At 48.8% G+C, this 12,075-nt stretch carries 13 protein-coding genes; 10 read left to right on the top strand and 3 right to left on the bottom strand.

The genetic code is table 11. The features are described from left to right. Positions 1-23: 23 nt before the first annotated feature. Complete coding sequence (locus HN413_00750; protein ID MBT3388918.1) at positions 24-698, top strand: response regulator transcription factor; 675 nt, start codon at positions 24-26, stop codon at positions 696-698. Between the two features lie 474 nt (positions 699-1,172). On the opposite strand, the gene HN413_00745 is transcribed toward HN413_00750, so the two are convergent. Then, positions 1,173-1,343, bottom strand: coding sequence for a hypothetical protein (locus HN413_00745; protein MBT3388917.1), 171 nt, complete (start codon positions 1,341-1,343; stop codon positions 1,173-1,175). A 200-nt stretch (positions 1,344-1,543) separates the two neighbouring features. Here HN413_00745 and HN413_00740 point away from each other — a divergent pair, with 200 nt between their 5' ends. From HN413_00740 to HN413_00710, 7 genes are all read left to right on the top strand, one after another. Beyond that, positions 1,544-2,008 carry a hypothetical protein gene (locus HN413_00740; GenBank protein MBT3388916.1) on the top strand — a complete coding sequence of 155 codons (465 nt, stop codon included), beginning with the start codon at positions 1,544-1,546 and terminating at the stop codon, positions 2,006-2,008. A 302-nt stretch (positions 2,009-2,310) separates the two neighbouring features. Beyond that, the gene (locus tag HN413_00735) at positions 2,311-3,312 is read left to right on the top strand and encodes a ParM/StbA family protein (protein MBT3388915.1); all 1,002 of its coding nucleotides are present in this window, start codon (positions 2,311-2,313) and stop codon (positions 3,310-3,312) included. Positions 3,313-3,314: 2 nt separating this feature from the next. After that, positions 3,315-3,542, top strand: a complete 228-nt coding sequence (locus HN413_00730; GenBank protein ID MBT3388914.1) for a hypothetical protein — start codon at positions 3,315-3,317, stop codon at positions 3,540-3,542. Positions 3,543-3,701: 159 nt separating this feature from the next. Further along, positions 3,702-4,124 (top strand): GxxExxY protein, encoded by a 423-nt coding sequence (locus HN413_00725; protein MBT3388913.1) that lies wholly within the window; start codon positions 3,702-3,704, stop codon positions 4,122-4,124. 2 nt (positions 4,125-4,126) lie between these two features. After that, the gene (locus HN413_00720; protein ID MBT3388912.1) at positions 4,127-4,603 is read left to right on the top strand and encodes a hypothetical protein; all 477 of its coding nucleotides are present in this window, start codon (positions 4,127-4,129) and stop codon (positions 4,601-4,603) included. A gap of 80 nt (positions 4,604-4,683) precedes the next feature. Continuing rightward, positions 4,684-6,105, top strand: a complete 1,422-nt coding sequence (locus HN413_00715) for a hypothetical protein (GenBank protein MBT3388911.1) — start codon at positions 4,684-4,686, stop codon at positions 6,103-6,105. A 50-nt stretch (positions 6,106-6,155) separates the two neighbouring features. Beyond that, positions 6,156-7,304 (top strand): ATP-binding protein, encoded by a 1,149-nt coding sequence (locus tag HN413_00710; GenBank protein ID MBT3388910.1) that lies wholly within the window; start codon positions 6,156-6,158, stop codon positions 7,302-7,304. Positions 7,305-7,319: 15 nt separating this feature from the next. On the opposite strand, the gene HN413_00705 is transcribed toward HN413_00710, so the two are convergent. Both HN413_00705 and HN413_00700 read right to left on the bottom strand, forming a co-directional pair. After that, positions 7,320-7,592: a hypothetical protein gene (locus HN413_00705; protein ID MBT3388909.1), complete on the bottom strand. Its 273-nt coding sequence runs from the start codon at positions 7,590-7,592 to the stop codon at positions 7,320-7,322. 554 nt (positions 7,593-8,146) lie between these two features. Beyond that, positions 8,147-10,528, bottom strand: coding sequence for a hypothetical protein (locus HN413_00700; protein MBT3388908.1), 2,382 nt, complete (start codon positions 10,526-10,528; stop codon positions 8,147-8,149). 133 nt (positions 10,529-10,661) lie between these two features. On the opposite strand from HN413_00700, the gene HN413_00695 reads away from it, so the two are divergent. Both HN413_00695 and HN413_00690 read left to right on the top strand, forming a co-directional pair. Then, complete coding sequence (locus HN413_00695) at positions 10,662-11,513, top strand: hypothetical protein (protein MBT3388907.1); 852 nt, start codon at positions 10,662-10,664, stop codon at positions 11,511-11,513. A 32-nt stretch (positions 11,514-11,545) separates the two neighbouring features. Continuing rightward, positions 11,546-12,075: hypothetical protein (locus tag HN413_00690; protein ID MBT3388906.1), on the top strand; the 530-nt coding region annotated here is incomplete at its 3' end.

Below are 12,075 nucleotides of genomic sequence, written 5' to 3'. Positions count from 1 at the left end.
AAAATTAGCAAGAGGTGGATAAAGTGTCCAAGAATATTCGGGTGGCAATTCTCGACAATCACCAGAGCATCATCGACGGTTATCAATACCGGTTGGGAAAAGATCCTAAAATTGAAGTTGTTGCAACAACCACTTTTGGGGTTGAATTGATTCCGATGATAGTCAATCATCCCATTGATGTGCTGATTCTTGATTTACAAGTAGATACCGCTTCGGATGACTCCAGCCCCTATCCTGTCCCGTTCACAATCGCTGAATTGCACACTAAGTATCCAGAGTTAGCTATCCTGGTGATCTCGAGTTTTCGCCAGCCGCCTTTTATTAAAATTGTGATGAAAGCCGGAGCCAGCGGCTATATCTTCAAAGATGACCAAAGCTCAATTCTGGAGTTATGTAATATTGTGCATGCGATAGCCGCGGGCGGCATTCACCTCAGCCAAGAAGCCTATCACCAAACCTACAAGAAAATTCCCTCGAATTCATTTCTCACACCCAGACAATTGCAGGCACTCTCCCTGTGTGCGGCTTATCCCGGAGCGACCTCCATCGAACTTGCTTGCCTTTTTGGGGTTAAAAACTCAACCTTCCGAAACTTGCTCTCAACAGCATATGCTCGACTAGGGGTGAAGAATCGAATTTCTGCAATTAATATAGCGCACCAATTGGGATTAATATCTATACCGGATGATCCATCATAGGTTAGATTGACTATCAACGCACTTGGGCTATGCAAAGCTAATTCGCACAAACCATTCCATCAGTAGATATTTAACACCCAATATTTACCCTGAATGTTTTATGGGGCACTTCATAGGCCGAGGTGCCAATCTCCCGCGGGTGACACTCAACGAAACGCTGCCCACCCCGCTCATGCTTTTGCAAAGCCCAAATCCGTCAGGGCGGCATTGCCGTCGGCGTCAAAGAGAATATTGCTCGGTTTGACATCGCGGATGCACCAATCCCAGGGCATGAATAGTTTCCAAAGCGTCAGCAATCTGGCGCGTGATGTTCAGGGCACGTTAGTAGGGTAGGCGGCTTTCCTGCGCCAGCAATTTCTTGACGGAGCCGCCGGGCAGGTAGTCCATTGCCAGAAAGAAGCGTGCCTTCGCTTCGCCCAAATCATAGACCGGGACGATGTGCGTGTGCATCATGTGAGCGGCAAATTTTGCTTCTCACCGAATACGCTCGAAGAAGGCCCGGCCCGGCCCCAATGCGGGGTGCAGCACCTTGACGGCGCGCGGCACTTCCAGTTCCGGTGGCAGTAGCGCGGTAGACCGTGTGCCATGGCCGCTGTGGTCCAGTTCTTCGTGCAAAGAATATTTGTCCAGTTGGAGTTCGCTCATTCGGCCTACCCTGTTCGGGTTTGGTGTGTGTTCGGCCAATTATTCCAGAGGATTCAGCCGGGGGGTGAGAATTATTGGGCTGCGCGCAAATTGTCCTTTTCGCGCCGAATCTTTCGGCCAGTTCGCGTAAATTAGCAAAGATGGTAAACTGGGATCAAAGAATCTCCGTCCAAAGAATTCGTGATGGTGGCAATAGCCTGATGATAGATAGATCAAAACTTGAACACTTTGTTACCCTGAAACAAGCCGCAGCGCAGCTTGGCCTTGATCAATCTTCCGTACTCCGTTTGGTTGAGAATAATGAATTGCACGCTGCCATGCTACCGGACAAAACCATCGGCGTCAGTTTGTCCAGCGTGCAGGCATTGCTCCCGCGTGAAGAGCTGCCAGATTATAAAAATTTTGCGCATCTCAAGGGGGAGCCCATCAGCATCAGCGAATCTTCGCGCCAATACGGCATCCACACTTCTACCCTCACGCGCTGGATGCAGCGCGGCTACATCACAAAACTCGGCAAAGACGGACGGCGCACTCTACTCGACGAGGCGGATGTGGCTTACTGTGCGAAAATCTATCTTTCCGATAGCGGCCAGGGGAAATGGTCGTTTGATGAAGATGGGAAACCAATCCAAATAGGCAAGCACCGCCCGAAATACCGGAAATAACATTGGGGGAGAGTTCGAATACACTGGGCTAATATGTTTTTAAATTTTTCTCCATGTTATTGCTATACTTGCAGAATAATGCTATAATCACCACTGCTGGCGATTTTTTTCGTCTTGTTTCTCCAAGTTAAGATTGTCTTGTAGAGTTACTAATTTCTATTTTCATTATTAATAATTCTGGTGGAGTCTAGTTGACAACACTCTCCCCACAAACCATATATTCTTACGTGCCGGTCGAATCGCACATTTCGTTGTCGTGCTACTGGCATTAACACAATCAGCAGATAGAAAGGAAAAAACAAATGATAGAAAACAACCCAACGCAACTTGCCGGTCTTGATGTGGGAATGGGTGCCATCAAAATGTACAGCCCAGTTGGTGGCATCCTAATCCCCTCACAGGTTTCCCTAAACGGCAATCAGCAAGTAGGGCGTATGGTGGGGCTACGCAACCAGAAACCGCCGATGCTCATCACGACCGAAAACGGTCAGTTTTATGTTGGCCCCGGAGCGCACGACTGGGGACGCCCTGTAGAAAACCTGGACTATGACCGGCTGAGCGGTTCACCCGAAATGCTGGCGCTGTTCCTGGCGGCCCTGATGCACTTGCTCAAAGACCCGGGGGTGGAAAGCAGCAAAGGTTTGATCCTGTACGTCGGTTTGCCGCATGAGCTATTGAGCGGTGAACAGGCCAAAGAAATACAGGCATTGATCCGCCGCTGGATGATGGGTGTCCATCAGTGGGAAGTCAATCGACAGTTGTACAGTATCGAGATCATTGAAGTCAAATTCACATCCCAAGCTGCGGCGGCTGTTTTTGACCACTCGCTGAATGAGCAGGGGCAGTTTCTTCCTCACGGCCGTGCGATCTTGAAAAATGAGAGTGGCGTGATTTCAATTGGTTTCAATACCGTCGAGTTGCTGGTTATTCGAGACAAGAAACCCGTGCAGCGCTTCACAACCGGTGTAACGGCAGGCGTTCGGCGGCTGTTGGAAATTGTCAACAGCCAACAGATGTATTCTCTGGGCGAACTGGACACCCTGCTGCGAGCCGGACGTTTGGACATCAAGGATGCTCTGCCAGTATGGGAACGGGAAGTCACCGGGGTGATTGAGCGGTACTGGGGACAATCCTGGAAACGCTTTTCGTCCATTTTGCTGGTGGGTGGTGGTGCAGCTTTGCTCAAAGAAAGTCTGCTGCATCGATTTGTGGGCAAAGCTACGATCCCGGATGACCCGGTAATCTCGATCGCTCGTGGGCTATACAAATTGGGACTGTATCAAGAGCGGCGGAAGCGGGAATAATCATGGGACGGCCGCGAAAAACTGGCAAGGGACGTATCTTTCGCCTGACCCTGCGCCTGTGGGAAGGAGAAGATGATGACCTGATCGATTTTTTGAACGCCTATCCCCGCGGGCAGCGGGTATCCGCCCTCAAGGTGGCGCTGCGGGGTGGCCAGTTGCTAACCTCAAAGCTGGATGATCTTCCCGATGAAGATGATCTGGATGATCTGATGGACGAGCTACTCATGTGAATATCTGGTGACCCGAAACCGGGCCTGATTTCTGGTGACCAGGTAATCAAACCCTATCCATATCCAAGGCCAATAATATCCAACGTCGAATGCGCACAAAAATCAGACCCTCTATTCTTTCTCTGGTTACTTGTGTGCGAACACAAAAAAGGAAATGACATGAAACACGAAATTACAGAATTTTCCAGCTTTCGCTTTGACATCATCCATGTTGCCATTGCGCTGCAAGACCGCCTGGGAACGGCGCATGCAGAAAAAGTCTATCACCGGTCCTTGCTGGCAGCACTGCGCAAAGCCGGATTCAAGGTGCAGGATCAACCCGAACTGAAATTGACAGATGCCTTTGGAAAAGTCATCCAACGCTATCGACCCGATCTGCGTGTGCAGCGTGGTGAATTTTCGATCTTTGTGGAAATCAAAGCTGATCCCAACGGGTTGCAGGAGAGCCATATTCGTCAGGCGAAATCCTATTTATCGACGAGTCAGGCAGATCGAGCGACCATGCTGATCAACTTTGCAAACGAACAACTGCCGCGCGAAGAACGCCCTGAGCGTCAAAACATCTTTCGCGGGGATTTGTAAATATGCCGTTCGTGAAGGACGAAGTAGCAATCGAACGCCGCGGCGTCCTGCAATTTTTGCAAACTATCCAGAATCATTCCCCGTTGGTGATGGATGCGTTTGTCGCAAGGTTACATGCCGGTGCAGATGCGACTTCGGTGGGCAGAGATCTGGGCCAAAGGCTGTCCGAGATTTGGCAGCAAATGGGCGAACTGGAGCGCAAACTGAACAGCGAACGCACTGCGTTGCAAAGCTACCAGAGAAGCCTCGAGTTGTACCGCCGGGAACCACTGCGTGAACGCGTGATCCTTCTGCAAGAGCAGATCACGGGGATGGAAAGCAAAGATCAGAACCGGGAAAAGCAGCAGCGCTCCCTGGAAATTCGCTTGAGCTATCTGGAGCGAGAAAACGAGCAGTTGAAAGCATTGGCTGCTGAGCTGCAGGCGATCATTGCGGATCAGCAGTTGCAGTTGGCCCGGTTCGACTTGCTGGAAATCTAACATGGCGTGCGCACACAAAAACAAACCGCTAGAGAAAAGAGGGTCTGATTTGTGTGCGCACCTAACACCCGGAAATTCGAATGAACACATCATCAAATAATGAGAAAAAAGAACGTGCCGCCGTTCCCGATGAACAGGTTACCAAACCGATTCTGGAAACCTTGGCGGTGGTCGGGTTTGCCGATCGCAACCAGTTGCAGCAATCCAGCCAGTTGAGCCGTGACAAACTTCGTCGGACGCTGGATCAGATGCAAGCGGATGGATGGATCCACATGCTACGACAGCCCATTCGCCGCAGTACCGGACGCGGGCGCAGCCCCGGCGTATTTCGACTGGAAAAAGAGGGGGCAAAGTTATTGGGCGCCCGAACGAGTAACTTGAGGGAAGAGCGCCCGATCGCACATGTCTTGGGAATGCTAGATGTGTGGCTTGCAATTCAAAAAGCTGGGCTGGAAAGTGCCACCGATGCGGTGATTCCGTTTTCGGGGGGCCAATTGCGCCCGGATCATCGCGTCACGTTGCCCGACGGCAGGCAGGCGCTCATCGAAGTGGAGCAAGATGCCACGCCATCTTTGTTGCGACGGATTACAAGCAGCCTGCGCAACAAGCAAAAGTTCTTTACCCATGAAGCAGCGCAAGGTATTTCTTCCACGGTACGTATGTTGGTTGCCTTGCCGGATGGCTCGAATTATCAGCGTACGTTGGGTATTTGGCAGCAAGCTATCGATGTCTTAATCGCGGAACTGGAGGCGCCGTTGTCGTTTCAGGTGGCGGCGTTACCGCTGGACCTTTTTCTGGATACACCGAATTGGTCAGAGCCACCGGACCCGACGCGCTGGAGCCTGCTCAACACCGTCCATGAAGGCAATACAGAAAGTTCGTTGACCGCCTATTTGCCGCAGATCTCCCGCCGCAACCCCAATCATGACCGCCTCATCCTGGCAGCCTTGCTGAAATCAATCCATGACAATCAGAAACAGACGGACAAACCGGATCGTACCACGCTTCCTTCGCCATATTTTTTTGCCAGTATGCAAACGATCTATGCGGCCTCCCACGACGACAGTCTGTCACCCCTGGAGCGGGCGGCCTATCCACGCGCTTCATTATTCCTGCTTCGGCATTATCTGCACATGCATCGTCCGTTGCGAGATCAAATATCCAGGCGGGTACAGGCCGGTTCCACTACCATGCGCTGGAATACCACGGTGATCTTTCATCGGATGCAAAGCATTGTGGATCTCTTTCTGGGCTACCATAATTGGCGTTCGGATGGGCCACTGCTGGCCAGTGTGGAAACGGCAGCCTGGAACACTAACGAACCGCGCAATTTCCGGGCGGTGGTGAATATCCGTCATAGGGACATTCTGATGTACCCCGGCGACACGCTGGTACCGGATGCGAAGATGGCGCGGGAAGCGGAGCAGGCGTTGAGTTGGGTGCTGACAGCGCTTTTTCGCTATGCCCCCGATGTAGGCTTCAAAGCTCCGCCATTTTGGTAGATTATGAATATTCGTATATCAACTCCGAATATTCATGATAAAATACCACTATGATCCATCGACCCCATTATCTAAAAAGACTCGCTAATGCCACTCGCCGCGCACCCATTACGGCTCTCTTGGGGCCGCGTCAGTGCGGTAAAACGACTCTGGCGCGTTTGTTTGCCAAGGAACTTCAGACAACATTTTTCGATCTCGAATCCTATCCTGACCAACGCCGGTTGGAAAACCCAGAACTGGTGTTGGGTTCGCTCGAGGGGATTGTGATTTTGGACGAAATCCAGATCATGCCGGAACTATTTCAGGTTTTACGCGTTCTGGTAGACCGTCCCGAAAATCAGGCCCGTTTTTTGATTCTCGGCAGCGCTTCGCCAGCCATTATCAAGTCTGCATCCGAAAGCCTGGCGGGGCGAGTGGAGTTTATTGAATTGAGCGGTTTCGATCTCTCGGAAAGCGGCGAGCAAGCCTGGGAAACCTTATGGCTACGGGGTGGCTTTCCGCGGGCCTATCTGGCAGAAGCTGAAGCAGATAGCCTGGCCTGGCGGGAAGGGTTCATCCGCACTTTCCTGGAGCGCGATATTCCCCAATTGGGGATCAATATTCCTGCCATCGCCATGCGCCGTTTTTGGACGATGCTGGCTCACTATCACGGCCAAACGTGGAATGCCTCGGAATTAGGCCGCTCGATGGGCTTGTCGGATAAAACCGTGCGTTCGTACCTGGACATCCTCAGTGGAACATTCATGGTGCGCCAGTTGCAACCCTGGTTCGAGAACCTGGGCAAACGGCAGGTTAAATCACCGAAAGTCTATTTGCGGGATAGCGGCCTTTTGCATAGCCTGCTGGATATTCCTGATCGTCATGCTTTATTGGGACACCCGAAGATCGGGGCTTCCTGGGAAGGGTACGTGATTGAACAGTTATTGCAGGCTGTACGGCCAGCGCAGGCTTATTTCTGGGCGACCCACAGTGGGGCAGAAGTCGATTTGGTATTTCTTCATCAGGGGAAGAAATATGGCGTGGAAGTCAAATTCAACGAAGCACCGAAGATCACCCCATCCATGCGCACTGCCCTCTCGGATTTGGAGCTGGAACATCTGTGGGTCATCTATCCCGGCGAGCATACCTATCCGGTTGACGAACGCATCAGTGTCTGGCCCCTGAAAGAGATTGCCCGATTGCCGGTTGTGTCTGGCTGATTGAAGGTAAGAAATTCACCGAAGTCCCTTGCTCCGCGCTTTCTGGTAGGCGCGGATTTCTTTTTCCAGCGGATGGCCGTACGGAATCTTCAGGTGGGTGAGCGAGATCACTACAGCTTCTTTGCTGTCTTTGGGCGAAATGCCGCAGACGATCTCGCCTTCATCGCCGCTGTAGAGAACGCTAGAGATTTGAATTTGGCAATGATGCGGAATAAAACTCCCCTCGGCGCGCAGATCGTTGGCCGTAGCCCGCCGCACTTCTGCCCGAATCGGCAGATGCGCTTCCATTTTGGCGAGCAAGGCTTCCGCTTGCCTAGGGCATCATGGTTGGCGCAGCAGCGGTCCATTGGATGCATTCTCGTCCGTTCCTTGTGGGAATTGAACGCCAAATGCCTACGGAGCAATGGTGCGGATTAATAAACGGGGGTTGTTGATGGCCGTTGACGATTCTCTGGTTCCCTCCAACAATCAAAAACTAGCCGCGGAGCAGGCTCTGGTCTGGGTGCTATATGCGCTATTTGCCTATGCTCCGTACCTGAGAATATCCACAGTGATTTTCTGGTGAACAATCACACATAATCAATGGAAACAGCAGAGCAATCAATATAGTTTGCTCTGCTGTAATATTTAAGATTGTGGAATAATTTGTATAAATGCTTCAAATCTCGGAGCCTATTACGACCTTAACAGGCAGCTTCTGCGCGATTATAGCCTTCACCTTGCGAGCATCAAGGGCGTACCCGGTTTCCGCTAATACGATCTCCAGGAACGCCCTTGACCCCCGCTACGGTTCAGGCTTTTTCTCAGAAGTGCTGCCAGGAATGATGATGTGAAGCTGTTTCTTACGAAATGTCCTTGACGTTACTACCAGTTGGTTTGCTCTGTAGCAAGTTAATAGTCGAATACTCTGAGGCGATCGTATCTATCAGTTTTTGGAGCTTCTTTTGTTTCTCGGTAGTATTAGAAATTTTCTTCCAGAATTCCAGGCTCTTCCCTAGATTCTTTAGAGCCGCTCCTAAATTTGTAAGTTGGTATTCATATATTCCTCGGTGTTCCCATAATTGTGCCCACGGAAGATATAAACTAGGAGTGTCTGATGATCCGGCTAATATACTTTCCAAGCGATCAAGTATGTCATGAACTTGCGAATACTTTTCTTGTTTCAAATACCCATACGCCAGCATTTGCAATACTTCACAATGAAAAAGAGTTAGTGAGTTTACAGGTGGTTCTTCCAGCATTGCTTCTAGCACGCTGCATCCGTCAGAAAAACGCTTTGCTGCAAATAAATCATGAACATCTGAAATCTTCTCCACAAATAATGAAGATTGATTATTTAACCACTCGGGTTTTGGGTGTTGCACCTGTGCCAAAACCAGTCGCAAATTTTGCTGTTGATTTTCTTTTTCTTCAGCAGGAAGTTCTTCAATTAATTGTTCAGCTTTTTTGAGTGCAGTGGAAAACTCTAATAATCTTCCTAAGGCATGGTAGCACAAAGCAGATTGCAATTGTGCCATAAAAAGCAAGTTCTGATTTTGGGACCTTCCAAGTACCTGGTTGTATTGATCAATGGCATGCTCATATTCCAATTGAAATTGGAAGGTATCCCCATGTATTTGATATAGCCATGCTAATGATTCGTCATTTTGTTGGTCAAACTGCAAAATAATAGACCAGATGGCTTGGATAATTTTTTCAATCTGCTTCGCATACCCAATACTCAGAAACATACGGTATGTTCTGTGCAGAATAGTTAACACCTCTCCAGGCTGACCTGTGTAACATCCTATTTCCATCGCAGGGAGATATTCCCACAGAAATGAATCGCGAACAGCATCCCAGATATTATCGGGGAGTTCGGAAAGATGGTCACTCAAAACGAATACATAGCGTGTTCCAGCCTCAATATATTCTATCGGATCTTGGAGAAGTAGGGTTTGTGCAAACATGTGAACAAGCTGGTGAATACGATAGGAATTGGAATCCCAGTTTATATCGAGTAGCCCCGCTTGCGCCAGGACTGCCAGTAAGCGACCGATATTTTGACCTGGACCAATAAGTTGCATAGCCAATTCGGGAACAATTTCGCGATTGTTCATAATTCCCAAAGATCGTAAACACACTGCTGCAGAAGGGTTTCGCTGTTGCAAGCGCTCGTAGCTAATTTGAAGACAGCGATGCACGCTGTTATTTTTATCTCCGTTCTGCCCATCCCCACCCAACTGGAGTGCCAACGTGCCTTGCTGGCGAATTTCATGTGCCAGGGTTTCCCATCGTTGCAAAGTTGGATCAAAGTAAGCACAGCCGGTTAATATTCGCAAAGACAACGGGTGATAGCTGACCAAGGAGGCCATGTCCTTCCAACTAGAAAGTTCATGGGGTGACAAGAAAGTTTGCAAGATGTTTTCAGATAGTTTCAATCCCTCAGCTTCATCAAAATCACTCACCCTGAACGGTTTGGCATCAAATTCTGATAGCCAGCCTAGTTCAGGTGTTTCCCTGACTGTCAAAATAAACTTACCCTGAGAAATACGGACCAAATCCAACCAAGGCTTTGCATCTGCGATAGTCTCGCATCCATCAATTACCCATAGCATCTCTAAAGATCGAACCTGCTGGAAAATCCTTTGCCGCAAATCCAATCCCGATTCCGGCACAACATCGATATCAAGTTGGTTACCAATCTGTAGTAGGGGATCGGAGTGATTTTCAATATCTAACCAAATCACCCTATCGCGAAAAACCTGTGTAATGAGTGTTTCTGATTGAAGTAGCAACCCAGCCACCAGCACAGTTTTACCGGTTCCGCCTATGCCATGCACTACCAGGTTTCTAATCGGGAAAACTTGCCAAAATAGTTGATGAATATTTTCAATAAGAGATTTTCTTTCAACGTAGAACTCTGGAAGACGCTCCTTTATCAATGTGAACAAATCGTCTCGAAACTGATTGGTTTCTTCTTTACTGAGTAATGAGTACCCAGCTAGTCTCAATAGACGATTCGCTTGGCTTCGATTGAGCTTTAGTGCATTGGCTATTCCCAATACATCGTTTCTCTCATCAGGCTTGCTAATATTATTCTTCCAGTTGCTAATTGTTGTTTTTACTACTCCCAATTCACGTGCTAATGCGGTCTGTGACCAAGAATGATTCGGGTTAGCATCATTATATTGGTTCAAGTAAGCTTCAAACACTTCATTAAAGAACTCAGTTGCAGACATCATCACCTCAGAAAATTATTAGAATGGATTGGACACGATTGGACTTGGATTGGACAGTTTGTGTAAAGACATTTGGAAGTGCATTCTTTAGAATCACTATCGACTATCAGATCATACCTAAAGAGAAATACACAGAATGCATGAGCTAAAAATTATACCTGATGAACTAAAAAAGCGCGATCAATGGGTCAACTGGAAACGCTTCAAGAAATCCAGTGGTGCAGTATCAAAGCTACCAATTAATTCGATGACCGGCCGGTATGCTAGCGTCGTAGATCCAAGCAGTTGGAGTTCATTTGCCAACGCAATCCAACGCGCTCAAACAGATCCGTGTATCGACGGGTTGGGGTTTGTTTTTATTGCTACCGATCCGTATACCGGAATTGATTTCGACCACTGCCGTAACCCCATATCTGGCGAATTTGATCCAGATGTTTTGTCTCTCATCCAATTTTTGGACAGCTATACCGAGATATCCATTAGCGGCACAGGTGTACATGTAATTATCCGGGGCGAGCTATCTGAACCAGGTTGCCGAAAAAATGGGGCCGAAATTTATGACCGGGCACGCTATTTCATCGTCACTGGCGACCACATTCCTGGCTACCCGACCACAATCAATGAGCGCCAACCCCAACTTGAAAAACTTCACCAAAAGCTTTTTCCTCTACAACCGATTGTTCAACATCATCTCAATGCAAAGCGCACTCTGGCAGATAACGATCTCACTGAACGGATTAAGCGCTCACGGCAGGGACACAAATTTCGTCAGCTATTTTCCGGTGATTGGTCCAGTTATCCCAGCCAATCCGAATCTGATCTAGCCCTGTGTAGCATACTCGGGTTTTGGTCACAGGATCGCGCTCAAATTGACAGAATTTTCCGATCGTCGGGGTTATTCCGCAAAAAATGGGATGAGCCTCGCAACCGAAGCGGTGCGACTTACGGAGAGATAACGATCCAAAAAGTACTCGGCAATACCCAATAAACCACCACTAAACGACAATCAAGGTCTGGTCTATGTCTGATCAATATTTTTCTGAACATTCTGTAACTGAAATACTATCTGCCTTGGAGAATCTCCCGGGATCAGTTCCATCCCATATCGAATCCATTGCTGCCGATTGGATTATCCCCTTGGCACAGGCTCCGGAATCGGATTTGGTACGCGTGATTGGTCAAATGCGCAAGCTGGGGGTTACAAGCGAATTCATTCGCTACTGGCGACAGGCAATCAGAGCTACCCGCAAAGAGTTAGAACTATTACCTACCGACTCCCATCCTTATTTTGAAAAAAATGGCGAATTGTATATGCGGGCGACACGTGGTCAAGAAATCATCGAAAAACCGATTGCCAGCATCTCAGCACGGATCGAATCTGAAATTATTGATGATCGACATGGCCGATCGTTTATGATCACAGGACACACCTCACAGGGCATTAAATTCTCGTTTGCGATACCCGTTGAAAATTATTTTAATGACAAACAGTTAGCATCCTGGCTGCTTAAAGTAGGTGGCGTTTCAGCCATTATTCGTGCAGGAATGTC

The organism is Chloroflexota bacterium (assembly GCA_018648225.1).
In the GTDB taxonomy this organism is placed as follows: Bacteria; Chloroflexota; Anaerolineae; order Anaerolineales; family UBA11858; genus NIOZ-UU35.
Note: the sequence above shows the minus strand (reverse complement) of the source record. Positions and strands in the feature narration are given on the sequence as shown.